This window comes from Alkalithermobacter paradoxus (assembly GCA_002029295.1).
Classification (GTDB): domain Bacteria; phylum Bacillota; class Clostridia; order Peptostreptococcales; family Peptostreptococcaceae; genus Alkalithermobacter; species Alkalithermobacter paradoxus.
In genome coordinates this window covers 296,809-322,437 of the sequence record MZGW01000002.1, presented here as the reverse complement: position 1 = coordinate 322,437, position 25,629 = coordinate 296,809, and the positions used below count along the sequence as shown (strand labels likewise).

Genomic DNA, 25,629 nt, shown 5'->3' with positions numbered 1-25,629 from the left:
TAAATCCTCCTTTTTATTTATTTTCAAATGCTTTATCAACTAAATTTGTTATTAAGCTATCGCTAGCTATATAAGGAAGCGTTATATGATCTTTTCCTTTGTTCATTTCGTTGTATTCCATACAAGTAGATATAGAATTTTCATTTCTTGCCCAAGCACGTCTTGAAACACCACACATTGTATCCCAAGGCATAGCTCTTTTTAGTATCTCATCAACTCTTTCACTGCCATCTAAAACCATACCAAATCCACCATTTATTGATTTTCCTATTCCAACTCCTCCACCATTATGAAGTGCTATTAAGCTCATACCTCTTGCTGCATTCCCAGCAAAACAGTGAGTTGCCATTTCAGCCATTATATTGCTTCCATCTTTAATATTAGAAGTTTCTCTAAATGGTGAATCTGTTCCTCCTGTATCGTGGTGATCTCTTCCAAGCATTACAGGTCCTATTTCTCCATTTCTAACCATTTCATTGAATTTAAGAGCTATCTTAGTTCTTCCCATAGCATCTTGATAAAGTATTCTAGCTTGTGTTCCGACTACTAATTTATTTTTATCAGCATCTTTTATCCATATATAGTTATCTCTATCTTGATATCTTCTGTTTGGATCTATACAATCCATGGCTGCTTTGTCAGTTTTTAGTAAATCTTCATGTTTTCCACTTAGACACACCCATCTAAATGGACCATATCCATAATCAAATAATTGTGGGCCTAATATATCTTCAACATAAGATGGGAATATAAATCCATCCTTTTCATTTATTCCATTTTTAGCTATTTCCTTTACACCTGCATCATAAACAGCTTTCATAAAGCTATTTCCATAGTCAAAGAAGTAAGTTCCTCTTTCACTCAAAGTCTTTATTATTTCATAGTGACGTATAAGAGATTTATCTACCAATTCTTTGAATTTCTTTTTATCCCTAGAAAGTAATTCTGTTCTTTCTTCAAATGTCAATCCTTGAGGACAATATCCACCTTCGTATACAGCATGACAGGAAGTTTGATCAGAAAGCAAGTCTATATGTATGTTATTTTCTAGTGCATACTCTAGAAGGTCTACTATATTTCCATAATAAGCTATTGCACATTTTTCTTTTTTATCCATATATTCTCTTGCAATAGCAAATGCTTCTTGGCTACTTCTAGCTATTTTACTTACCCATCCTTGAGAGTATCTAGTTTCTATTCTTGAGTAGTCAACCTCAGCTATTATTCCTACTCCATTTGCTATTTCTACAGCTTTTCCTTGTGCTCCACTCATTCCCCCAAGTCCTGAAGTTACGAATAACCTACCTCTTAGGTCACTATCTTCTGGTATTCCAAGTATAAGTCTTCCTGCATTTAGTATAGTGTTATATGTTCCATGAACTATACCTTGAGGTCCTATGTACATCCACCCTCCTGCAGTCATTTGACCATAATTTGCAACACCAAGTGCAGCTGCTCTATTGAAGTTTTCACCATCATCGAACATTCCTATCATAAGACCATTTGTAACTATAACTCTTGGAGCTTCAGGGCTAGACTTGAATAATCCTACTGGATGTCCTGAGTTAATTACTAATGTCTGCTCATCAGTTAATACTTCTAAATATTTTTTAATCAATACATACTGCATCCAGTTTTGACAAACTTGACCTGTTTCTCCATATGTAACAAGTTCATAGGGATAAAGTGCTATATCAAAATCTAAGTTATTATCTATCATAACTTGGAATGCTTTTCCTTCTATGCAATTCCCTTTATACTCATCTATAGACTTTGCTTTTATATTGCCTTGTGGTCTAAATCTATATCCATATATTCTACCTTTAATTAAAAGTTCCTCTAAAAATTCTGGAGCTAATTTTTCGTGAAGCTCCTCTGGTATATATCTTAGTGCATTTTTAAGTGATAATTTTATTTCGTCTTTAGTTAAAGTAAGCTCTCTCTTTGGTGCTCTTCTAATGCCTTCTACAAATTCTGGCATATCAGGCAAAGTGCTTTCTAGTTTTATAGTCATAGCATTTGAAATGTCAATATTTGAAATCATTTTTTTCCCTCCTTAATCTAGTTTTCCTATAACTTTCTCTATTTCTTCAACTAATATATTAGATTTTACTATTTCTTCACATTTGTTTATTTCTGTATACATAACTATGTCATCTTCTATTGTATGTGTATGCTTTCTTACTATGTCGTAAGCTATTTTAGTACCTACACCAAGACCTTTATTTCCTGCTAAATCTATTCCTTGACAAGCTCCTAATATTTCCATTGCAATAACTGATCTAACATTTTCTAATATTTCCCTAGCTTTTCTTGCTGCAATTGTTCCCATAGATACATGATCTTCTTGATTTGCTGAAGATGGTATAGAATCAACAGAAGCAGGATGTGCTAAGACTTTATTTTCTGAAACAAGTGATGCAGCAGAATACTGAACTATCATAAATCCAGAGTTAATTCCACCATTTTTAGTTAAAAATGCAGGAAGTCCACCTAATGCTGGGTTTACTAATCTTTCTAATCTTCTTTCAGAAACGTTTGCAAGTTCTGCAAGAGCTATTCCTAAAAAGTCAAAACTAAGTGCCATAGGCTGTCCATGAAAATTTCCACCTGATATTACTTCTTCTTGTTCTGGGAATATTAATGGGTTATCTGTAGCTGAATTTATTTCTATATTTATTTTTTCTTTTACATACTCTATTGCATCTTTACTTGCACCATGAATTTGAGGTATGCACCTTAATGCGTACGCATCTTGAACTCTTATTTGCCCTTGATTTGTAGTCATATTACTTCCCTCAAGAAGTCTTAACATATTCTTAGCAGTATTTATCTGACCCTTGTGAGATCTTACTTTATGTACTTTTTCATCAAAAGCTGTAACTATACCATTTAAGGCTTCCATAGTAAGAGCTGCAGATATATCAGCAATCTTTAAAAGATTCATAGCATCATATACAGTTAGTGCTCCTACAGCTGTCATTACTTGTGTTCCATTAATTAGTGCCAGTCCTTCTTTAGAAGTAAGGTCTATAGTAGAAATTCCAGCTTTATCTAAAGCAGCTTTTCCACTTAATCTTTCGCCTTTATATATGGCTTCTCCTTCTCCTAGCATTACAAGAACCATATGAGATAAAGGAGCCAAATCACCTGAAGCCCCTAGCGATCCCTTCTCTGGAACTATTGGGTGAACCCCTTTATTTAGCATTTCTACTAATGTATTTAGTGTCTGAAGTCTAACTCCTGAATTTCCCTTTGAAAGTGCATTTATTCTAAGAAGCATCATTGCTCTTACTATATCTTCAGAAAAATGTTTTCCAACTCCACATGCATGACTTATTATTAGATTCCTTTGAAGCGTTTTTGTTTCTTCTTTTGATATGGTTACATCTGAAAATTTACCAAACCCTGTAGTTATACCGTATACTATTTTTTCTTCATCAACAAATTTATCTACTAACTCTCTAGCTTTTCGTACATTATCTATAGCTTCAGGAGTTATCTCTATTTTATAATTTTCTCTTGATACCTTTACAATATCTTCAATTGTAAGATCATTTCCTGTTATATATATTGTTTGCATACATTCCCCCCAATTTCCAAAATATTTTCAACCAATTAAAAATATTCTATATTTTTTGCATTTTTCCTTCAATTAAGTTACTTTTTATTTAACTTTAAGCAAATTAAAAAGAAGTAAGCATATGCTTACTTCTTTAGCATATGCTTACTTCTTTTCTTTTACACTTTGTCTTTCGATTAGTTCATATGGTAAATATGTATGTTTATCTTCTAATTGCTCTCCATCTATCATTTTTACTATCATTCTTATAGAAACTGCTCCCATATCATATATAGGTTGTTTTATTGTTGTAAGACTTGGTCTATATAATGATGCTAGTTTTATATCATTAAATCCTACTACAGATATGTCATCTGGCACTTTATACCCCTTATCTAATATGCAATTTATAGCACCTATAGCAACTTCATCATTTGTTGCAAACATCGCATGTGGCATATCATTAGATTCTAATATTTCATTCATTAGATAATATCCAGATTCACTTGTAGTGTCTCCTTCTTTTATTATTCTCTGATTTATTTCTAAGCCACTGTCAGTCAAAGCGTTCTTGTATCCTCTAAATCTTTGAGAGTCTACTAAATCATCCTCTATAGAAGATCTTATAAATCCTATATTTGTATGACCTTTTTGTATCAAATACTTAGTCATTTCATAAGCAGCTCTTTCATTTTCTATACTAACAGAGTATACATCAAAGTTATGAGCATTTTTACTTATGTATACAGCTGGTAAATTCCCTTCTTCTATTGCTTTGACATGTTCATCACTCATTTTCCAAGTTACAAACACTATTCCAGCTACTTGCTTAGATTTTAATAAATTTATGTACTTTAATTCTTCTTCCATTTCTCCGTAACTATTACAAAGAAGAATATCGTATTCATATATTTTTCCCACTTCTTCTATACCGTTCAATAATTCTCCTATGAAAAAATTCGATATATCTGGAACTATAACACCTATAAGTTGACTTTTCTTGGTTACCAAACTTCTAGCAACAGGATTTGGTACATATCCTGTTTCTTTTATAACAGACATTACTCTTTGTCTTATCTCGTTACTTACAGGCTTTGAATTATTTATAACTCTAGATACTGTAGATATCGACACCCCTGATTTCTTAGCTACATCTTTTATAGTAACTGTCATTTTTCCACTCCTTTCTTATTTTTGAATTCTACCCTTATTTTTAATTTGTATTCTCACGATTGTCAAAAACTAATTATACCACTAATCTGTTCAAAAAAAAAGGATTTATACTAGTACAATCCATGTATATTTTTTATTTATATAAATATAATGTAATATACATAAAAAAGTCTTTCTTTGAAAGATTTTAAAGGTAGACTTTTTTGAAATTCATAACGGAAATTATAAAAAAAGGGCTATAGTTAGCCCCTTAGGTATTAGCATAGATCGTCACATGCACAAAGTATTAATATTATTATTAAGAATGGTATCCAGTCCTCTAAGCATATATCGTCTAGACAATCTTGGAATACTAAGAATAAGAAGAATAATACTATAATCCACCAGCATTCAAAATCTTTGAAGAAATTACATCCCATAATCTTACCTCCTATAAATTTTTTTAGTTTATTTTTACTAAACTATTTAATACATAATATGTTTTGAAGCCTAATTTGTTACTACAATGATATTAGCAATCTAGATTGTCACAGCAGCATAGTATTAATATTACTATTAAAAATGGTATCCAATCTTCTAGACATATGTCTGAACACTCTTGGAATGCTAAGAATAAGAAGAATAATACTATGATCCACCAACCATCAAAATCTCTAAATAATCCACAACCCATAATATAGCCTCCTTTATATCAATAGACTTTATGAAGAAAATCTTCTTCTTCATACTATGCAGGTAAGTGTAAATGTGTTATCAAAAAATAAAAAAATAAGGAGCTAATATTTTAGCCCCTTACTTTGTATTAGCAGCAATCTCCTATTTCTTCACAAGAACAAAGAATTAATAGTATAATTAAGAATGGTATCCAGTCTTCCATGCATATATCATCTAGACAGTCTTGGAAAGCTAGGAATAAGAATAGTAATACTATGATCCACCAACCATCAAAATCCTTAAAGAAATTGCATCCCATAATATAACCTCCCATTTCATTTAATAAATTTAATGAAGGCTAACCTTCTTACTTCATATTATGCAAAGTAATATAAATGTGTGAAAAAAAATAAAGGGCCAATCAGCCCTTTATCAATCACTAGCAGCAATCTCCTAATTCTTCACAAGAACAAACTATTAGTAGTATTACTAAGAATGGTATCCAGTCTTCCATGCATATATCATCTAGACAATCTTGGAATATTAGGAATAAAGCGAATAATATTATGATCCACCAACCATCAAAGTCGAAACATTTAGATTTGCATCTACTCATTGTCTTACCCCCTTATTTTTTATCAGAAGGCAATCCCTTCTTTTTTTATACTATGCAGATTAACATAAATGTGTTAAAAAAATTAAAGGGCTTTTAGCCCTTTATTTTTAGCAGCATCCTAAATCTTCACAAGAACAAAGAATTAGTAGTATAATTAGGAATGGTATCCAATCTTCCATGCATATATCTGTACAGTCTTGGAAAACTAGGAATAAGAATAGTAATACTATTATCCACCAACCATCAAAATCATCAAAGAACTTAGATTTTTTACAGCAGCTCATCCCTTTTACCCCCTTTTATATTTACTTGAATGCTACATTTTGTGTAGCTTCTTATACATAATATGCATATTTGCTTTAAGGTGTTAAGGTTTTAGAAAAAATAAAATGAGCTAGAATTTCTAGCTCATTTATTTAATCATCACATCCTAATAATAGTATCACTATAAGTAGTATCCATATAAAATTATTATCATCACAGCAAAATCCACCGAAATTACACTTATCACTACAACATAAAAGCAACAGTATAACTATAAGTATTAAAAACTCGTTGTCATCATCGCAAAACAATCCTCCACGAAGAAAGTTAAGCTTATCTAACATATCAGTACCTCCTAACAACACTTATTTAGCACTAGCTATTTTCTATAATATGTAGGAGTCTGTAAATATGTTACCCTTATAAAAGTACTTTTTAATATATTTTCTATTTCTTTTTGTGATGCATTTGAGTGATAATTATATTTATCTATGTAATTTTGTATATTTTCTTTATCATTTATATTTTCAAGTAACATTAATAGATATTTTAGTGAGTCTATTTTCATGCTAAAATAGTTATTTAGTATATTTGGTCGTCTATTATTTGAAAATCCCATCTTTATATTTTTAACTCTATTTATGTACTCATTTACATTATTTTCATTAATTAAATCTTTATTATAATCACTTACTATAAAGTTTATCTCTCTATTGTATGATTTTATTCCTTGTACAGAAACTATTATTGAATTTTGAGAATACCCTAAAAGTATAAAAAATAAAAATACACATAGTATAAAAAGGCTCACAAATTTTTTCATGTTTTTCCTCCTTTGTCCTAATTACACTATATGTATATTCAAATTATATATTATTATTCCAACTATATGCCTCTAGCTTGTATATATTCATTCCCATACCTTTGAATTTTTCTTCATATTCTGTAGTTACAACATTCCTTGATATCTCTTCATTCTTGTGTAGATCTAGGTAAATATTTTTTAATCTTAATCCAAAATCACAGCATTCATTTATCGAAAACTCAAACAAATCTTTATTATCAGTTTTAAAATGTATCTCTCCATCTTCACTCATTAAATTTGTATAAATTTCTAAAAATCCTTTATAAGTTAATCTCCTCTTTGAATGCCTTTTCTTCGGCCAAGGATCGCAGAAGTTTATATATATTCTTTGTAACTCCTTATGATCAAATATTTCTTCAAGTTCTGAAGCATCTGCACATATGATTTTTATATTTTTTATATCTTTTTCTTCTATTTTCTTTGCACAATCAAGAAGTATACCATCTAACTTTTCTATAGCTATATAGTTAATATGTGGATTGTTTTGAGCTAAAGTAGTTATAAATTTTCCTCTTCCACACCCTATCTCTAGATGTATATGATTAGAATTCTGAAATAAATTTTTCCATTTACCTTTATAATTTTTATACTTTTGGATAAAAATATCATTGTACGTAGTCAATTTTTCTTTTGCACCTATTTTTTTTCTATATCTCATTTTAGTTCTCCTTTTGTATAACTTACTAAAAAGTTTATAAATTTTTTAAAAATTGATTGAAAAATATCCCAACATGTATTAAACTACAATTAAAAATTTAAGCATAACACTTAGGGAGGTAACGCAATATGTTTGAAAGAATAAGAGAAATTATAGCAGAACAACTTGGCATTGAAGATGTAGAATCTATAACAAGAACTACTTCTTTAATGAATGATTTAGAAGCAGACTCTTTAGATGCTGTTGAAATAATGATGGCTTTAGAAGACGAATTCGATGTTGAAATTCCAGATGAAGAAGCTGAAAAATTCAAGAATATAGGAGATATAGCTGACTATATCCAAAACAATAAATAGTAAAGAGGGATTTTTCCCTCTTTATTTTTCTTCATAGAATTTTACATTCTTAATTATAATATCTATACTTCCATCATCATTTTTCTTAGTCTGATACTTAAAATAATCTTCAAATACTTCTGAGCTACCTTTTATCTCAAATCCTGTATCAGTCTTTATAACTTTATTTTTAAGATTTTTATCTACCCATTTCTTGTCTATATTAAAGTTGCCTTCTTGTATGCCTTCTTTCGATATATGCTCTACAAAACTTTCCCTTAAATTATCTTCTTCTATAACTTTGTCTGCAAATTCTTTTATATTTATTTGTTCTTTATCTTTTAGAGTTTGTGTTAAGCTTTCTCTAATTATAGTTGCAGCCTCAATATCATCATATAGACTTGTCTTTACCCATTTTTCAGCTGAATTTTTAAATATTCTAGTTTTGTCCTTATCATCTAAAATTATCTCACACTTTAAAAAGCTCGAAACAAAATAATTCTCTAGGTCTAGGTTTTTTATAAGATCTTTATCTAAAATTATTAAATTATAATCATCATTAATTCCAGATAATCCTATGAATGCACATCTTTTTAGCCTCTGTGAAGAATTTGGGAGTGCAACTTCGTTTTCTACTATTTTTATATTAAATTTATCTTCTACAAACTCTATAGAATGTGTGTATGTTTTCTTGTAGTCAAGCAATAAAAGACCTATATAATAATCATCTTCTATAGAGTAAAGACATATAGCTAAATCACAAGATGTAGTATTTTCACTTTTTTTCATACTTTCAAATAAATTCATAGCTATCTCTTTTGAATTATCTAAAAATGTGCTACTATCGTAAATTATTTCTTCACATAACTGCTTTATATCACTTTGACTATCTACAAACTTAGCCTTTTTGTTGTTATCATCTCTTATAGCTCTATATATATGCTTTTCAAAGAACTCGTGAACTTGTTCATTAATCTCGCCCTCAAAGTCATTCAAAATAGGTGTAGGATTGTTTTTGTCTAATATGTGAATTATAAACTTGTGTATTTGCATTTTCTCACCCCTTAAGTTTATTTATTAAATTGGCAATATCATCTGGAATATTAGCCTTCACCTTAATTTTTTCCTTAGTTCTAGGTTGATAAAGTTCTAATTTTACTGCATGAAGTGCTTGTCTTTTTATTAAATCTTCATCTACATACCCATAAAGTTCATCTCCTATTATTGGATATCCCATATGACTTAAGTGAACTCTTATTTGATGAGTTCTCCCTGTTTCTAATAATAGTTCTACAACAGTTGCATCATTCAATCTTTCTATTACCTTGAAGTGAGTTTTGCTACTTTGCCCTTTTTCATCTACAGTTCTACGTATACTATCTTCAGTTTCTCTATAGATAGGAGCGTCTATAGTTCCATAATCATCTTTAATAATACCTTTTACTACTGCCAAGTATTTTTTTGTTATTTTATTTTCTTTCATATCTTCAGAAAGTATATGATGTGCATATGAATTCTTAGCAATTATCAAAAGTCCTGAAGTATTCATATCAAGTCTATTTACAAATCTTATTCGTGGGTTTTCTTCTTTATCTTTAAAGTAATTTGTAATTCCATTAGCTATAGTTTTATTTGGATGACTTTTTGTGGGGTGAACTACTATATATGGGGGCTTATTTACAATTACCAAGTCAAAATCTTCATATATTATTTCGATATCCATATCCTCAGCTTCAAAATGACTAGGTTCCTCTATAATTTTTATATCTATGATGTCGCCTACTTTTGCAATATAGTCATACTTTTGAAATTTATCATTTACAAATACACTCTTGTCCCTTTTAAGTTTAGATAAAAATCTCATAGATAGATTTAGCTTATCTAAAAGTATATCCTTTAAAGTGCCTTCTTGTTCTACTTTATAAGATATTAGATTATATTTTTGTAAATCTTTTATTATCAAAATTAACACCTTCCTCTTTGGCATTAAACCTAATAAAAGTATTATATTATTTATATTTTCAATAGGCAAGCTATTAGATTTTATGTTTTGTGCTATAATATATTTATGGTGATTAGTTGAGGAGAGATTTTTTAATGAAAAGAATAATAAATATCACAAATAATGACTATAAAAGGTCTATTCAAACTGCTCAGATGCTCAAGCAAAAATTAGAGTGTATAGGCTTTTATGTCCCAGATGTATTTAGTTATGATGCTGAACTTATAATATGTATAGGTGGAGATGGTTCTTTCTTAAGAACAGTTAGAGAATATAATTTCCCTGATATACCTATAGTCGGAATCAATACAGGTCATCTCGGTTTTTTTCAGGATATTCAAACACATGAAATAGATGAGTTTATAGATTTATATATGAAGGAAGAATATTTTATTCAAGAAATAAGGCCTATAGAAGCTGCTATATGCACTAGAAAAAGTTGTATAGAAACCATAGGCATAAACGAAATTGTAATAAAGGGAGATAAGTCTAGAACTGTGCACCTAAATATAAGTGTTGACAATAACTTTATAGAAAGGTTTAGTGGAGATGGAATACTAATATCAACTCCTGTAGGTTCTACAGCTTATAATTACTCAGCAGGAGGTAGTATAGTTGATCCTAGATTGAAATTAATTCAAATAACTCCATTAGCTCCAATAAATACAACTGCTTACAGGTCATTTACCTCTAGTATAATATTATCAGATGATTCTATTATAAAAGTTGCTCCTGAATATAGATTCGAAAACTCTATATTAATAGTCACAGATGGAATAGAGTATAGATTTGATGAAATAGTTGAAATAGTAGTGCAAACATCTAAAATTGGTGTTAAACTACTTAAACTCAAAAATGGTGAGTTTTGGAGTAAGGTGTCAGAAAAATTCTTATAAATGGGAGGTTAAATTTATGAAAATAGGCGTTATGAGTGATACTCATGGAAGTTTGAAGTACTTTGAAAAGGCCTTAGATGTTTTAAAGGACTGCGACTACATACTACACGGGGGAGATATCTTATACCATGGCCCTAGAAATCCTCTTCCTGATGGATATTCTCCTATGGATCTTTCAAAAAAAATAAACACTTTAAACAACATAATATTTACGTGTGGTAATTGTGATTCTGATGTTGATCAGATGGTGATAACTCATCCAATTCAAACCCCTTATGTCTTTTTAGAGCTTGGTAAATTCAGAATGTTTATGTGCCATGGCTATAAAAAAGAAAAAGAAGAGTTTATACAAATGGCCAAGAATTTCAAATCTAATATTTTTATATCTGGACATACTCATATAAAAGAGCTATACAAAGACGGTGATTTAATTGTACTTAATCCTGGAAGTACATCAATTCCTAAGGATGACTCTCATTCTGTTGCAATAATAGAAGATACATATATTAGCCTTATAGATATAAATACATTAGAAACTATAAAAACTCTATCTATATAATAAAAAAAGTCTTTCTTTGAAAGATTTTAAAGGTAGACTTTTTTGAAATTCATAACGGAAATTATAAATTATCCATGGTTCAAAAAGTTTATAATTTCCTATTCATTACAAATAAAGAGCCTAGCGGCTCTTTATTTGTACTCTTCTTCTTTATCTTTTATTTCTTCGTATACACTATCTAATTCTTTTTTATGTATACTTAATATTTTATTTAATAATTCTTGCATAGACTCATGTGAATCTATAAATCCAAACTTTAATTTCCAAGCAGGATTGTACTTATCATGTATCTCTTCTACCGATATAACTACATCCTTAAATACCTCTTCATCATAATAATCAAATATAGCAGAGTATTCCCAGTCACTTACATCTTTATCTGTTGTAAGTATAAGATATACAATCTCTTTACTATCTTCATTTATCATATATATACTCTGTACTAAATTTTCATTTCCTTTTATTGAGTAACTTTCTATCTCCTTAGATAAAAAACCTGTTTCTATTTCTTTTTCCATAAGCACTAATTCAAAGCTATCCATAAAACTCTCTCCTTATTCTTCATCAAAATAAGAGTTATAATATTCTAATACTTTCTCAAACTCATCTTCATCTTCTATAACTACATATTTTTCTTTTCCATCTTCTTCTACAAGCTTATATACATAAGCATCTTCATCATTTTCACCTTCTACAAACAGAGCGTACTTCTCTCCATCTACTTCCAAAGTTTCAACTAATTCTAACTCTATTTTTTCTCCTTTTTCATCTAAAAATGTTAACTTATTTGACATTTTTATCCTCCTTATATTTTTTAATATTCTATATTAAATAAGTAAAGCCCTTTAGGTGATGCGGTAGGTCCTGCTAGTGATCTATCTTTCTTTTGAAGTATATCTTTTATATCTTCAGGTCTTTTCTTATAAAGTCCTACTTCAAGTAATGTACCAACAATTATTCTAACCATATTATGTAAAAATCCATTTCCATGTATAGATATTTCTACTATAGATTCATTTCTAGTAATATCTATTGAATATACTGTCCTTACATTAGATTTTTTTTGAGACCTACTAGATTTAAAACTACTAAAATCATGCTCTCCTATCAAATAAGATGCACCTTTTTTCATAGCCTCTATATCTAGCTTTTGATCTATATGTTCATAGTATTTTCTAAGGAATGGATTATGATATGTATCATTCCATATCTTATATATATATGTTTTTGATTTAGCATTGTATCTTGAATGAAATCTTTCATTAACTTCCTCTATCTTTGTTACTACTATATCTTCTGGAAGGTATTTGTACATATAGTCCATAATTTCAGATACACCAATACTGCAGTTAGTCTTAAAATTGGCTACTTGAGCTATTGCATGAACTCCTCCATCAGTCCTGCCTGAACCTATTATTTCTATATTTTCACCAGTCATTTTAGACAGTATATTTTCTATTTTTGATTGAATTGTCATATCATTATTCTTAAGTCTTTGCCATCCCTTATACTTAGAACCGTCGTATTGAATAGTCATTTTTATGTTTCTCATTTATTGCTCCTTATACAGTTAATCATAATTACTTATTTTATTATTATACTTCATATTTATCAAGTAAATTTTACCATATTTCAATTATATAATCTCTTTATATCTTCATATTTTGACTTTGCATCTTGGTATCCTAAGTTATATAATTCTTCAAGTTTAGATCTATTTTTATCTACTATTCCCATTTTTATATGTTTGCTAGGACTTATAACAATAGCCTTATTTTCACATTCTAAGCTATTTATATAGTCTAGAGCATCATTATTAATTCTATGCATATCAAATACCCAATCTATAAGCTTTGTATCTTTTGGGTACATTTTATAAGCTAATCTTTTAATATTCCTAGGTTTATTCATATAATTTCCATCTGTCAGAACAACTACATTCGATTCATTTCCATCTTGAAGTGACTTTTTTATAGGTATAGGATCTGATACTCCGCCATCTATAAGCTGCATTCCCGAAAAGTTTACTGGAGGTGTTATAAATGGTATGCTACTTGACGCCCTTATAGCCATAAAAATATCATCGCATTCATCTTTATCAAAATACACAGGCTCACCTGTTGTGTAATCTGTTGTAGTTACTATAAATCTATGATTAGAAGATTTGAACGATTCAAAGTCAAATGGATTTACACTATTAGGTATTTCATCGAATATAAAATCCATTCCTAATACACTTTTTCCTTTGAATACATTTTTGTAATTTATATATCTCGGGTCATAAATATAATCTAAATACATTTTCTTAGCAAAACCGATTTGTTTAGATACGTAAGCACAACCATTACACGCTCCTGCAGAAACTCCAATTATATAAGGAAAGTAAAGATCTTTTTCCATAAAAAAGTCTAATACTCCAGATGTATATATGCCTCTCATTCCTCCACCTTGAAGCACTAATCCTACAGAACTCATAACCTCACCTTTTAATTTAAGTCTTTTTGTAGGATTATTGACACATATTCTTTTATATATACTATATTTGTCTTGGCTCTGCACTTATTTTTTTCATTTCATTCTTTAGTAATACGCTAGTAACTATAGTGGATAACAAATCAGCTATTGGAAACGATATCCAAATACCTGTGAGCCCAAATATTCTTGGTAGCGTTAATACTAAAGGTATTAGAAAAATTATTTGTCTAAGAAGTGATAGTATTATAGACGGTACTGCCTTTCCTAAGGATTGAAATAATGCAGCACCAACTACTTGAAAACCAACTATAGGTACCATAGCTATTACAATTCTTAGCACTGTTGATCCATCTTTTATTAGTGTATCATCCTGTGTAAAAACAGTCATTATAGCTTGTGGAAACAGTTGTCCAATTATAACTCCAAATGTTGCCATAGCAGTTGTACTTATTATAGATAGTCTAACTACTTCTTGTACTCTATCAACTCTCCTTGCTCCATAGTTAAAACCTGCTATAGGCTGCATACCCTGTATTATTCCAAATAGTGGCATAAACAAGAACATAGTTATTCTGTTCACTATCCCAAATGTAGATATAGCAACATCTCCTCCATAAAGTTTCAATGAGTTATTTAATACTATAGCAACTATACTTCCACCTACTTGCCTTACAAATGCAGAAAAGCCAACAGTAAATATTTCTGATAAAATTTCCTTGTCAGGCTTCATATTATGAAATTTTACGTTTAGCGAACTTTTTCCACTATATAAATATTTAATTATAAATATGAATGAAGCAAATTGAGAAATTACTGTTGCGATTGCTGCTCCCTTTATCCCTAGTTTAAATATAAATATTAATATAGGGTCTAAAATTATATTAAGACCTGTTCCTATAATCATTGTAAACATCGCAACTTTTGCATTTCCCTCTGACCTTACCAGATTATTTGAACAAACTGCAAACATAGAAAATATACTTCCTAATAATATTATAGACATATAGTCTTTAGCATAAGGTAAAATAGTTTGTGTAGCACCAAAGAATAGTAATAAATTGTCTATAAAAATAAGCCCAAATAATGTTATTACAAGACTTATAACTATAACAGCAAAATAAGCATTTCCTACAGCCTTATCTGCTCTTTTATCATCTTTACTACCTAGGCTTCTAGATACTGTAGAAGCTGCACCTATACCTATCATCTGTGAAAACCCCATTATTATTACTTGTATAGGAAATACAACAGCAAGCCCCCCTATAGCAAGTGTTCCAACCCCTCTTCCTATAAATATAGCATCTACTATATTATAAAGAGCATTTACTATCATTCCCACAGTCGCAGGTAGTGATAGATTAATTAAAAGTCTACTTATCTTTTCATTTTCTAATATTATACTTCTCTCACTCATAGTTCTCCCCCTACTCAAAGAAAATAAGACAAGGGTAATACCCTTGTCTTATAATACATTATTAATAAGCTAAGTTACAAGCTACAAAGTGTCCATTTCCGATATCTTTTAGAGGTGGCTCCTCATTAAAGCACTTATCATGAGCATGAGGACATCTCTTTGCAAATCTACATCCTGGTGCAGGATTTATTGGAGATGTTATCTCTCCTTTTAAAAGTATTCTCTCTCTCTTATGAGTTAAGCTAGGTACTGGTATAGCTGAAAGTAACGCTTTTGTATATGGATGAACTGGATTTTTGAATAATTCTTTTGATGATGTAAGCTCAACTACTTGTCCAAGGTACATAACTGCAATGTTATCAGATATATGCTTTACAACTGATAAATCGTGAGTTATAAACATGTATGTTAATCCAAATTCTTGCTGAAGATCTTGCATTAGGTTTAGTATCTGTGCTTGGATAGAAACGTCAAGTGCAGAAACTGGCTCATCACATACTATAAACTTAGGATCAACAGCTAACGCTCTTGCTATACCTATCCTTTGTCTTCTTCCACCGTCTAGCTCATGTGGATATGCATTGTATAGTCTTTCAGCAAGTCCAACAGTTTCCATAAGTTTAGATACTTTGCTATCTAACTCCTGCTTACTGTTTACTAATTTGTGTATTTTAAGTGGCTCTGCTATTATCTCACTTACTGTCATTCTTGGATTTAACGATGCATATGGATCTTGGAATACTATTTGCATCTCTTTTCTCAAATCTCTTAATTGATTACTGTTATACTCTCTTATGTTTTTTCCTTCGAATAGTATTTCTCCGTCTGTAGCTTCAAGTAGTCTTAAAACAACTCTACCAGTAGTAGATTTTCCACAACCAGACTCTCCAACTACCCCTAAAGTTTCTCCTTTATTTATAAAGAAATTTACATTGTCTACCGCATGTAAAAGACCATTCTTAACTTTGAAGTACTTTTTAAGATTTCTTACCTCTAGTAATTTTTCTGCCATTTTTTCCACCTCCTATGCTTCTACAAGTCCTTCATATATTAAACATCTTACTTTATGACCATTTCCCAAATCAGTATTTTTAGGAACTTGAGTTTTACATAATTCTGTTGCTTTCGGACATCTTGGATGGAATGGACATCCAGATGGTAAATTAGTTGGGTCAGGCATTAATCCTTTTATAGGACTTAAACGTTCAACTTCTTCATCTAAGTTAGGGATAGATCCGAATAATCCTACTGTATATGGGTGTTTTGGATTATTGAATAAATCTTCTAAATAAGCTGATTCTATAACTTCTCCACCGTACATAATTGCTACTTTATCACATACCTCAGCAACAACTCCTAAGTCATGTGTAATTAATATCATAGCAGTTTCAAATTCTTTTTTAAGATTTTTCATCATTTCAAGTACTTGAGCCTGAATTGTAACGTCAAGTGCAGTAGTTGGCTCATCCGCTATTAAAAGCTGAGGATTACACGCTAGTGCTATAGCTATTACAACCCTTTGCTTCATACCACCTGAGAATTGGTGTGGATAGTCAACATATCTAGCTCCTGGTATACCAACAAGTTCAAGCATCTTTTTAGCTTTTTCCATCGCTTCTTGTCTACTTAATCCTTCATGTATCTCTATAACCTCTGAAATTTGCTCTCCTACAGTCATAACAGGGTTTAAAGATGTCATAGGATCTTGGAAAATCATAGATATTTTATTACCTCTGATTTTTCTCATCTCAGCTTCAGAAGATTTTAATATATCTTTTCCTTCAAAGTATATTTCCCCACTTAAAACTTTTCCTGGAGGATTAGGAACTAATCTCATTATCCCTAAAGCAGTAGTTGTTTTTCCTGCTCCTGTTTCTCCAACTAGTCCTAATGTTTCTCCTTTTTTTAGATCTAAATCTATTCCATTAACAGCCTTAACAATTCCATCTTCAGTTATATAGTGAATAGTCAGATTTTTTATATCCAATAATTTATCGCTCATATTATACACTCCCTTCAAGCTATGGTACTATTGCTTTAATTTAGGGTCTAATGCATCCCTTAATCCGTCACCTAGTAGGTTTAATGCTAATATAGTAATCATTATTACAAGACCTGGGAATGTTGTTACATGCCAAGCATCTCTAAGATAAGCTCTTCCCCCTGCAAGCATCGATCCCCATTCTGGTGCTGGTGGTTGAATACCAAGTCCTATAAAGCTAAGTCCAGCTGTTGAAAGAATTGCCCCCGCAACTCCTAGTGTTCCTTGAACAATAACTGGAGCTAATGCATTTGGTATTATATGTCTTGTTATGATTATAAAGTCATTCGCCCCTATAGCTCTTGCAGCTTCTATAAACTCTTGATCTCTAATAGATAAAACAGATGCTCTAACTATCCTTGCATAAGATGGTACAGAAGATATACCGATTGCAAGCATTAAGTTAAATAAGCTTGGTCCTAATGCTGAAACTATTGCAATTGCAAGTAATATACTTGGAACAGCAAGTAATATATCCATAAATCTCATTATTATATTATCTAAAGTTCCACCGTAGTATGCTGCTATAGCTCCTAAAGTACCGCCTATAAGTATAGATATACCAACAGCAACAAGTCCTACTTGTAAAGAAACTCTCGCTCCGTGGATAATTCTAGCAAATATATCTCTTCCGAATTCATCAGTTCCTAATATATGTTGTGCACTTGGGCCTTGTAATCTAAGTGCAAGATTTTGCTTTATAGCTACTTCATCATACGGAGCTATGATATCAGCAAATAATGCTAATAATACTAATATAACTAATATTCCTAATCCAATCATAGCCATTTTATTTTTACCCATTCTTCTAATAACTTCAGCCCATATACTTCTTTTCTTAGCTTTGCTCGTTTCTATAGCTTGTCCATTAACTGTGTTATCCATTTTTCAAACCTCCTTTACTATCCGATTTACTTATATTGTGATTTTATTCTTGGATCAACGAATGAATATAATATATCAACACCTAAGTTTACTATACTGAATGTAACCGCTATAAAAACAACAGTTGCCTGAACCATCGGTGTATCTTTTTGTCTTATTGCATCAACAAGTAATCTTCCTATTCCTGGCCAAGAGAAAACAGTTTCTGTTAAAACAGCTCCTCCAAGTAAGTACCCAAACTGTAAACCAACAACAGTTATAATTGGAATAAGTGCATTTTTAAGAGCATGTTTGTTTACAACCTTATTTTCTGCAACCCCTTTAGCTCTAGCCGTTCTTATATAGTCTTGACGTATTACCTCAAGCATAGAAGAACGAGTCATACGAGTTATTATAGCTGCTGAACTTGTACCAAGTGTAAGTGCTGGTAGTATAAAGTATTCAAATCCACCATATCCACCTGATGGTAATAATCTTAAATTTACTGCGAATAATAGTATAAGCATTAGACCTTGCCAGAAGTTAGGCATCGAAACTCCAAGTAATGCCCCTATCATACTCACGCTATCAAACCAAGAGTATTGCTTTGTAGCTGATATAATTCCAACAGGTATACCTATAATTACAGCAACTAATACTCCTGTAGTAGCAAGTTGAAGCGTTGCTGGGAATCTACCAAGAATTTCAGAGAAAACTTCTCTCTTTGTTATATAAGATCTTCCAAATTGTCCTGTAGCTGCATTTTTTACAAATCTTCCGTACTGAACTATAAATGGATCATTTAATCCCATCTCTTCTCTTAATGCTTGTAAAGATGCTTCTGGTGCACTTTCACCTAATATCATTTGTGCTGGATCTCCAGGTGTCATGTACATAATAGAAAATACTATAAATGTTACTCCAAGCATTACTGGAATAAGCATTAACAATCTACGTAGTATATATTTATACATTGTCTTCCTCCTTCCACTTTTTGAAGATGTTACATTATTTTCATTTTTTCTTCATTTTGTTACATTTTCTTAAAACTTTCTTCATATAGTAAAAGTGAGACCGCAAGGTCTCACTTTTTATTTATTAAGTTATATTCTTAGTAGCTTACGCCGTATAATCTGTGGTGTCCAGCTGGATGTAATTTGAATCCTTGGATTCCACTTTGCATACCAACGTTTTGAGTTTGATAGTAAAGATTAGCAACTGGAGATTCTTCAACTATTATTTCTTGAGCTTCAAAGTATATTTTTTCTCTTTCAGAAGCATCTGTTGCTACTCTACCTTTTTCTAATAATTCATCTACTTTAGCGTTCTCAAAGAATGTTCTGTTACCAGCTCCACCTTTTGCTGAACTGTGGTATAAGTTGTATAGACCGTAGTCAGCATCTCCTGTTACAGAAACCCATCCAAGTATGAACATATCATGTTCTCCTCTTGAAGTTCTGTCAAGATAACTTCCCCACTCTAAAGTTTCTATAGATACATCTATTCCTATTTCTTTTAATTGCGCTTGAACTATTTGTGCTATTTGAACTCTAACTGGGTTATCGTTTGTCCAGATAGTAGTTGTGAATCCATTTTCAAGTCCAGCTTGTTTTAATAACTCTTTAGCTTTTTCTACACTGTACTCGTAAGGCTTGATATTTGGGTTATGTCCAAATACTCTTGGTCCTATTGGTGCTCCAGCTTCTTCTCCTGCACCATTTAATACTGCTGTTATTATATCGTTTCTGTTTATTGCATGGTTAATTGCTTGTCTTACTTCTTTCTTATTGAAAGGCTCTTTATTGAAGTTAAATCCTATATAAGCTATTGATAATGATGGCTCTTCTATTAATTCTAATTTGTTGTTATCTCTAACTTTTGGCTTGTCGATTGGCTCGATATCATATGCTATATCTATTTCACCAGTCTCAAGTGCTATTGTTCTGTTTGTTCCTTCAGTTATGTTTCTGAAAGTAAGTTTGTTTATTTTTGGAGCTCCTTCGAAGTAATCAGCATTAGCTTCAAGTTCGATTCTGTCTCCTGATTGCCAAGATACAAATTTGAATGGTCCTGTTCCTACTGGCTCTTGTCCATAGTTATCTCCTGATGCTGTAACTGCTTTTTCATTTAATATAGATGCAGCAGTGTGAGATAAGTGGTGTAGTATAGGTCCAAATGGCTCTTTTAATTTGATAACTACTTTGTAATCTTCTGGAGCTTCAACTGTGTCTATAGCTTCTACTATAGCCTTAACTTGGTCTGAAGCTAACATTCTATCAAGTGTAAATTTAACATCGCTTGCTTTTAATTCTTCTCCATTGTGGAATTTAACACCTTTTCTTAAAGTGAATTCCCAAGTTTTGTCATCAGTTTGTTCCCACTTTTCAGCTAATCCTTCAACTATTTCCATTTCTTCGTTAGCTGTAACTAAAGTGTTGTAAATTTGTTTCATAACTCTTGAAGATGGTTGGTCATTTGTTGCATGTGGGTCTAAAGATTTAGCGTCTGCCCCCTGGCCAACTATTATGCTGTCTTTTCCTTCTGTTGTTCCGCCACCTTGATCAGCACCTTGTCCGCATCCTGTTAACACAAGAGCGAAAACCATCACTGCTGCTAAAAGTGACATAAACTTTTTGTTTTTTAGCATTTTCTTTCCTCCCTTTTTTATTGAAATTTATAAAAAAAGCTAGTGCTTTTTACAGCCAATTCTAATTTTTCAATAACTAGAATTTTCTAAAAATTCTAATTAATATTTTGTATCTGGCTCGGTCATACTATTATATTAAATAAATTTTCTTAACTTTGCAACACTTTTTTTACATATATTTTTCTTTTTAGGATATGCCGTTGAAATTTCAACGATATATCATTGTTTACAATTTCTTAACATCTCGTATATATTTTTTATAAAGTATTTTTTGTATGCTTTATTCAGTTTTTATATTTCCATTATCGAAAATATGTATTCATATTTTTGATGTGGAATTTATTTAATTGATTGTATATTTTTATATTTGCATCTAATTAATTCTATACATTCATTGTGTAATATATTCCAAAACAACTACAAATTTTTACCTTTGAATATAATTTGTTTCAAATGAATAAACTACGATTTGGAGGCAATATTGTGAAATGGAGGATTAATGCTATGAAATTAACTTCTGGTGATATGCTTTGGACAAATTTAGATCCTGTTTTAAATAAATATGATTATCTTAGCGAAAATATAACCTGTGATATAGCTATAATAGGCGGAGGAATAAGCGGATCACTTTGTGCTTATTATCTTTGTCAGGCCGGAATAGATACTGTTATGGTAGATAAAAATATAATCGGGTATGGAAGTACCAGTGCTTCTACTTCTATTCTCCAATACGAAATAGATTCTGACATAACAGGACTTAAAAAATCCATCGGAGAAGAAAATGCTATAAAAGCATTTAAGCTGTGTGAAAAATCAGTATATGAAATAAAAGATATAGTTAACTCTTTAGGTGATGATTGTGGATTTTTAATAAATGAATGTTTTTATTATACTGATAGAGAATCTAAGATAAAAGATTTTGAAGACGAATTTAATATTAGAAAATCTAATGGATTTGATGTCGAATTTATTGATGAACATAAAGCTAAAGAAATGTTTTCTTTTCCTGTTAAGGCCGGAATATATTCAAAATCTGGATCTGCTCAAATAAATCCATATAAATTCACTCATAAGCTTATATCAAAATCAGTGCAAAGAGGCCTTAGAGTTTATGAAAATACAGAAGTTATAAATATAGAGAATATAAGTGATGGCGTGGTGCTTCTAACAAGAAATGGCTTTGAGATAAAAGCTAGTAAAGTTTTGATAGCAGCCGGATATGAGAGTGTAGATTTCCTAAATGAAAACATATCTAAATTTTATAGAACATTTACATTAGTTACAAAGCCTATTAATAGATTTAATGGTTGGCATAACAAGTGTATAATTAGAGATGACAAGGACCCTTACACATATCTTAGAACTACATCTGATAATAGAATAATAATTGGAGGACAAGACGAAAAAGTAGGTATGATAAATAACTTTATCAGTAATTTGTCTAGTGATGAGAAAAAATATGAAAAACTATTTGATAAACTTAAAGATATGTTTCCTTATATAAATGATATAGAAATAGAATATAAGTTCAATGGATTATTCGGAATAACAGATGATGGACTTCCATATATAGGAGTTCACAAAGACTTTCCAAATTATTATTTTTCTCTTAACTATGGATCTAATGGTATTTTATATGCAACAATCTCAGGGCGTTTAATAACAGATTTGCATTTAGGAAAGTTCAATAAAGATTTAGATTTATTTAGGTTTGGGAGGTGATTTTTTGAAGCTCTTTACTCCAGATACTGCCTATATAAATCCTAAAGCTTTAGAATATGAGTGTGGAAAAAAAGCTGAAGAATTTCTTAAAAAGTCTAATGTTCCTATAATATATTCTAAAAATGTAAAAATAGATGAAAAATCAATTTCTAAAAACTATGCAAAATCTAAACAAACTATATTAATAACTACAAATTTTCAAAAAAAGCTTCAAACATGCAAACCCTCTGCAGATTATCAATTTTCACTATCTAGTTCTTGCCCAGCTAATTGTGAATATTGCTACCTTCAGACGACACAGGGCGAAAAACCTTATATGAAAATATTTGTAAATATAGAGGATATTTTAAATGTAATCAAAGATCATATAGATAAGAATATACCAAGCATTACTACTTTCGAGTGTTCAAGTATAACAGATCCTATAGCACTTGAACATATAACTGGAAGTTTAAAAAAATGTATAGAATATTTTGCAAGTACAGAGTATGGCAGATTGAGATTAGTTACGAAATTCGACAATGTAGATTCTCTCTTAGATATTAATCATAATAAACATACTAAATTTAGATTCAGTATAAATTCTGAATATGTTATAAATAATTTTGAACATAACACTTGTAGTTTAAGCCAAAGAATAGAAGCCATAAGAAAAATTGCAAACTCTGGATATCCTATAGGTTTTATAATAGCTCCTATAATGTTGTATGACAATTGGGAATATGAATACAAAAATCTTATTGAGAATTTAAAAGATGCTTTAAGTGATTATAGCGAAGAAATTAGCTTTGAACTTATTCAGCACAGATTTACATCTACTGCAAAAGAGCTTATTTTAAACAGATTTCCAAATACTAAGTTAGATTTAAACGAAGATAAAAGACAGTTGAAATGGGGTCCATACGGTAAGTTTAAGTATGTGTATCCAAAAGACGATAGTTCTAGAATTAAAGATTATATGACAAATCTAATAAATAAAAATTTCAGTAATAGCTTTATTGAGTATTTCACATAAAAAAGTCTTTCTTTGAAAGATTTTAAAGGTAGACTTTTTTGAAATTGATAACGGAAATTATAAGTTATCCACAATTCAAAAGTTTATAATTTCCTATTCATTATAAAAAGTGCTAGAGGTTAACCTCATAGCACTTTTCTTACATCATATAGATTTTCAAGTACAAGCCAGTTTTGTGGGAAGTATCTTGCTAATGTCCAATAACTTACTCCACCAAGATTGTAATCTTTCACAACTTGCATTTTCGCTAGTATGCTTCGAGCATCTTCAAACCAAACTTCATGAAGTTGTCTATCAGAATCATAGTAGTTAAAGTAAGGACTTTGGGATCTTTCATTGTATTTTATTGCAGCATTATTTCTACGCGCAATATCTACAGCTTCTGTGTTTGATATTGCTCTAGCTGGTCTTCCTTGTTCATAAGGAAGCATCCAATCATATCCATAGTTTGGAATACCCATTAATATTTTTTCTGGTGGTATAACACTAGCTGCATAATCTATCACTCTTCTCACCTCATTAACTGGTGCAACTGCCATAGGTTCACTATATGTGTATCCCCATTCATATGTCATAGGAACGACATGATCTGCATATTTCCCATGAACAGGATAATCATGTGCCTCATATAAAAGCCCTTTCTGGTCTCCTGAAAGTTTTGGTGCTAATGCAGTTGTAACAGAATATCCTAAAGGTCTAAGTTTGTTTACTGTTTTGATTAAGAAGTTATTATACTTTTCTCTATCTTCAGGATAAACAAATTCAAAGTCTATATCAAGACCACTGTATCCTTTACTATCTAGCGTACTAACAATATTATTTAGTAAATTTTCTTGCACATCTTCATTAGAAAGTATAGTTCTTGCTAAGTCACTACTAAATCCTCCACTTTCATCTAGATTTGTAATAACCATTAAAGGTGCTACCCTTTCTTCTTTTGCAGCCTTAATTATCTCCTCATCGTTTATACCCTTTAGACTTCCATCTGGCTGCACTTCATAGCTAAATATAGCTATATAAGTAAGGTGTGGAAGAGTCTTTTTTAAAACTGCCATATCTATATTAGGTAGTACATATCCATTCACTTCTATAGTTCCATGTTTTTTAGTGGGTATTCTTATAACTTGACCAGGATATATTAATGATTGGCTTTTTATTTCAGGATTTAGTGATAATATATCATCAATACTAACCCCATATTTTCTAGCTATCATATAAAGAGATTCTCCAAGTTTTATTACGTGTCTTTTGTTATCATCTAGCACTACTATTGTTTGGCCTACAACTAAATTATTTGGATTTGTAAGTTCATTATCTCTTATTATTTTTGCAGGAGATACATTGTACATTCTAGCAATTGAATATATACTATCTCCAGGCTTTACAACATGAATAACCAAAAAAATCACCTCTTTCATTATAGTGCTAATTTAATATATGAAAATATATCAAATTGAGATACAACTATAATAAAAGAGGTTTTGTTTTATAATAATCTATATATAAAAAATGTAGTTATCAAGTTAAATAAAAATATTATTGGAATTCCAATGTAAAAGCTACGCTTACTAGTTTTGTGTCTAAACACTGTCATTCCCATTACTACTCCTAAAGCTCCACCTATAAATGAAATTATGAAAAATTTTGCTTCTCTCACTCTAAATCTTCTATTTCTAGATCTACTTTTATCTATTCCTGTAATTATATATCCAATTATATTGATTATTATAAGATAATAAACTAGTGTCAAAGCCTTATTGTCTAGTATAATGTCAAAATTTATATTTTTTAGATATTCTATAGAAGCATTAAGAATTTGCAAATGTATCAACTCCTCTTTAGTAAACGTATATTTTTATTATATCAT

General features: G+C 30.6%; 30 protein-coding genes. 5 read left to right on the top strand and 25 right to left on the bottom strand.

Features of this window, described 5'->3' with window-relative positions:
* Nucleotides 1–13: 13 nt before the first annotated feature.
* The 11 genes from CLOTH_RS04495 to trmB all read right to left on the bottom strand — a co-directional run bounded on the left by CLOTH_RS04495 (nucleotide 14) and on the right by trmB (nucleotide 7,792).
* The gene (locus tag CLOTH_RS04495) at nucleotides 14–2,044 is read right to left on the bottom strand and encodes a urocanate hydratase (RefSeq protein ID WP_079411609.1); all 2,031 of its coding nucleotides are present in this window, start codon (nucleotides 2,042–2,044) and stop codon (nucleotides 14–16) included.
* A 12-nt stretch (nucleotides 2,045–2,056) separates the two neighbouring features.
* Nucleotides 2,057–3,583, bottom strand: coding sequence for a histidine ammonia-lyase (hutH, locus tag CLOTH_RS04490; RefSeq protein WP_079411607.1), 1,527 nt, complete (start codon nucleotides 3,581–3,583; stop codon nucleotides 2,057–2,059).
* Between the two features lie 144 nt (nucleotides 3,584–3,727).
* A complete protein-coding gene (locus CLOTH_RS04485) occupies nucleotides 3,728–4,735 on the bottom strand; it encodes a LacI family DNA-binding transcriptional regulator (protein ID WP_079411605.1) in 1,008 nt (335 codons plus the stop codon).
* Between the two features lie 257 nt (nucleotides 4,736–4,992).
* Nucleotides 4,993–5,154, bottom strand: coding sequence for a hypothetical protein (locus CLOTH_RS10730; RefSeq protein WP_169835125.1), 162 nt, complete (start codon nucleotides 5,152–5,154; stop codon nucleotides 4,993–4,995).
* A gap of 92 nt (nucleotides 5,155–5,246) precedes the next feature.
* Entirely contained in the window at nucleotides 5,247–5,408 is a 162-nt protein-coding gene (locus tag CLOTH_RS10725) for a hypothetical protein (RefSeq protein WP_169835124.1), read from the bottom strand.
* A gap of 129 nt (nucleotides 5,409–5,537) precedes the next feature.
* Nucleotides 5,538–5,708 carry a hypothetical protein gene (locus tag CLOTH_RS10720; RefSeq protein WP_169835123.1) on the bottom strand — a complete coding sequence of 57 codons (171 nt, stop codon included), beginning with the start codon at nucleotides 5,706–5,708 and terminating at the stop codon, nucleotides 5,538–5,540.
* A gap of 120 nt (nucleotides 5,709–5,828) precedes the next feature.
* Entirely contained in the window at nucleotides 5,829–6,005 is a 177-nt protein-coding gene (locus CLOTH_RS10715; protein ID WP_169835122.1) for a hypothetical protein, read from the bottom strand.
* Nucleotides 6,006–6,112: 107 nt separating this feature from the next.
* On the bottom strand, nucleotides 6,113–6,289 hold the full coding sequence (locus CLOTH_RS10710) for a hypothetical protein (protein WP_169835121.1): 177 nt from the start codon (nucleotides 6,287–6,289) through the stop codon (nucleotides 6,113–6,115).
* Between the two features lie 132 nt (nucleotides 6,290–6,421).
* Nucleotides 6,422–6,613, bottom strand: coding sequence for a hypothetical protein (locus CLOTH_RS04480; RefSeq protein WP_079411604.1), 192 nt, complete (start codon nucleotides 6,611–6,613; stop codon nucleotides 6,422–6,424).
* 35 nt (nucleotides 6,614–6,648) lie between these two features.
* Nucleotides 6,649–7,092, bottom strand: coding sequence for a hypothetical protein (locus tag CLOTH_RS04475; protein ID WP_079411602.1), 444 nt, complete (start codon nucleotides 7,090–7,092; stop codon nucleotides 6,649–6,651).
* 43 nt (nucleotides 7,093–7,135) lie between these two features.
* On the bottom strand, nucleotides 7,136–7,792 hold the full coding sequence (trmB, locus tag CLOTH_RS04470; RefSeq protein WP_079411600.1) for a tRNA (guanosine(46)-N7)-methyltransferase TrmB: 657 nt from the start codon (nucleotides 7,790–7,792) through the stop codon (nucleotides 7,136–7,138).
* A 128-nt stretch (nucleotides 7,793–7,920) separates the two neighbouring features.
* On the opposite strand from trmB, the gene acpP reads away from it, so the two are divergent.
* Entirely contained in the window at nucleotides 7,921–8,148 is a 228-nt protein-coding gene (gene acpP, locus CLOTH_RS04465; protein ID WP_079411599.1) for an acyl carrier protein, read from the top strand.
* A 21-nt stretch (nucleotides 8,149–8,169) separates the two neighbouring features.
* On the opposite strand, the gene CLOTH_RS04460 is transcribed toward acpP, so the two are convergent.
* Together CLOTH_RS04460 and CLOTH_RS04455 are read right to left on the bottom strand one after the other, a co-directional pair.
* Nucleotides 8,170–9,180: a nucleoid-associated protein gene (locus tag CLOTH_RS04460; protein ID WP_079411597.1), complete on the bottom strand. Its 1,011-nt coding sequence runs from the start codon at nucleotides 9,178–9,180 to the stop codon at nucleotides 8,170–8,172.
* A 4-nt stretch (nucleotides 9,181–9,184) separates the two neighbouring features.
* Nucleotides 9,185–10,090 carry an RluA family pseudouridine synthase gene (locus CLOTH_RS04455; RefSeq protein WP_143715417.1) on the bottom strand — a complete coding sequence of 302 codons (906 nt, stop codon included), beginning with the start codon at nucleotides 10,088–10,090 and terminating at the stop codon, nucleotides 9,185–9,187.
* A gap of 134 nt (nucleotides 10,091–10,224) precedes the next feature.
* Between CLOTH_RS04455 and CLOTH_RS04450 the strand changes: the two genes are divergently transcribed.
* Together CLOTH_RS04450 and yfcE are read left to right on the top strand one after the other, a co-directional pair.
* Nucleotides 10,225–11,025 (top strand): NAD(+)/NADH kinase, encoded by an 801-nt coding sequence (locus CLOTH_RS04450; protein ID WP_079411595.1) that lies wholly within the window; start codon nucleotides 10,225–10,227, stop codon nucleotides 11,023–11,025.
* Nucleotides 11,026–11,041: 16 nt separating this feature from the next.
* Nucleotides 11,042–11,584, top strand: coding sequence for a phosphodiesterase (yfcE, locus tag CLOTH_RS04445; RefSeq protein WP_079411594.1), 543 nt, complete (start codon nucleotides 11,042–11,044; stop codon nucleotides 11,582–11,584).
* 131 nt (nucleotides 11,585–11,715) lie between these two features.
* Here yfcE and CLOTH_RS04440 read toward each other — a convergent pair whose 3' ends face one another.
* The 10 genes from CLOTH_RS04440 to CLOTH_RS04395 all read right to left on the bottom strand — a co-directional run bounded on the left by CLOTH_RS04440 (nucleotide 11,716) and on the right by CLOTH_RS04395 (nucleotide 21,025).
* On the bottom strand, nucleotides 11,716–12,126 hold the full coding sequence (locus tag CLOTH_RS04440) for a DUF6762 family protein (RefSeq protein ID WP_079411592.1): 411 nt from the start codon (nucleotides 12,124–12,126) through the stop codon (nucleotides 11,716–11,718).
* Between the two features lie 12 nt (nucleotides 12,127–12,138).
* Entirely contained in the window at nucleotides 12,139–12,378 is a 240-nt protein-coding gene (locus tag CLOTH_RS04435) for a DUF1292 domain-containing protein (RefSeq protein ID WP_079411590.1), read from the bottom strand.
* 20 nt (nucleotides 12,379–12,398) lie between these two features.
* Nucleotides 12,399–13,136: a tRNA pseudouridine(38-40) synthase TruA gene (gene truA, locus CLOTH_RS04430; protein ID WP_079411588.1), complete on the bottom strand. Its 738-nt coding sequence runs from the start codon at nucleotides 13,134–13,136 to the stop codon at nucleotides 12,399–12,401.
* A gap of 80 nt (nucleotides 13,137–13,216) precedes the next feature.
* Complete coding sequence (locus CLOTH_RS04425) at nucleotides 13,217–14,059, bottom strand: patatin-like phospholipase family protein (protein ID WP_079411587.1); 843 nt, start codon at nucleotides 14,057–14,059, stop codon at nucleotides 13,217–13,219.
* A gap of 61 nt (nucleotides 14,060–14,120) precedes the next feature.
* Complete coding sequence (locus CLOTH_RS04420) at nucleotides 14,121–15,473, bottom strand: MATE family efflux transporter (protein WP_079411585.1); 1,353 nt, start codon at nucleotides 15,471–15,473, stop codon at nucleotides 14,121–14,123.
* Between the two features lie 61 nt (nucleotides 15,474–15,534).
* Nucleotides 15,535–16,485, bottom strand: a complete 951-nt coding sequence (locus tag CLOTH_RS04415; protein ID WP_079411583.1) for an ABC transporter ATP-binding protein — start codon at nucleotides 16,483–16,485, stop codon at nucleotides 15,535–15,537.
* Nucleotides 16,486–16,497: 12 nt separating this feature from the next.
* Nucleotides 16,498–17,475 carry an ABC transporter ATP-binding protein gene (locus CLOTH_RS04410; protein WP_079411582.1) on the bottom strand — a complete coding sequence of 326 codons (978 nt, stop codon included), beginning with the start codon at nucleotides 17,473–17,475 and terminating at the stop codon, nucleotides 16,498–16,500.
* Between the two features lie 27 nt (nucleotides 17,476–17,502).
* Entirely contained in the window at nucleotides 17,503–18,399 is an 897-nt protein-coding gene (locus CLOTH_RS04405) for an ABC transporter permease (protein WP_079411580.1), read from the bottom strand.
* 26 nt (nucleotides 18,400–18,425) lie between these two features.
* The gene (nikB, locus tag CLOTH_RS04400; protein WP_079411578.1) at nucleotides 18,426–19,352 is read right to left on the bottom strand and encodes a nickel ABC transporter permease; all 927 of its coding nucleotides are present in this window, start codon (nucleotides 19,350–19,352) and stop codon (nucleotides 18,426–18,428) included.
* A 137-nt stretch (nucleotides 19,353–19,489) separates the two neighbouring features.
* Nucleotides 19,490–21,025, bottom strand: a complete 1,536-nt coding sequence (locus CLOTH_RS04395) for a glutathione ABC transporter substrate-binding protein (protein WP_079411577.1) — start codon at nucleotides 21,023–21,025, stop codon at nucleotides 19,490–19,492.
* Between the two features lie 483 nt (nucleotides 21,026–21,508).
* On the opposite strand from CLOTH_RS04395, the gene CLOTH_RS04390 reads away from it, so the two are divergent.
* Nucleotides 21,509–22,747: an NAD(P)/FAD-dependent oxidoreductase gene (locus CLOTH_RS04390; RefSeq protein WP_331722006.1), complete on the top strand. Its 1,239-nt coding sequence runs from the start codon at nucleotides 21,509–21,511 to the stop codon at nucleotides 22,745–22,747.
* 4 nt (nucleotides 22,748–22,751) lie between these two features.
* Complete coding sequence (splB, locus tag CLOTH_RS04385; protein WP_079411574.1) at nucleotides 22,752–23,762, top strand: spore photoproduct lyase; 1,011 nt, start codon at nucleotides 22,752–22,754, stop codon at nucleotides 23,760–23,762.
* A 125-nt stretch (nucleotides 23,763–23,887) separates the two neighbouring features.
* On the opposite strand, the gene CLOTH_RS04380 is transcribed toward splB, so the two are convergent.
* Nucleotides 23,888–25,162, bottom strand: a complete 1,275-nt coding sequence (locus CLOTH_RS04380) for a LysM peptidoglycan-binding domain-containing protein (protein ID WP_079411572.1) — start codon at nucleotides 25,160–25,162, stop codon at nucleotides 23,888–23,890.
* Nucleotides 25,163–25,248: 86 nt separating this feature from the next.
* On the bottom strand, nucleotides 25,249–25,584 hold the full coding sequence (locus CLOTH_RS04375) for a DUF1294 domain-containing protein (protein ID WP_158080459.1): 336 nt from the start codon (nucleotides 25,582–25,584) through the stop codon (nucleotides 25,249–25,251).
* Between the last annotated feature and the right edge of the window lie 45 nt (nucleotides 25,585–25,629).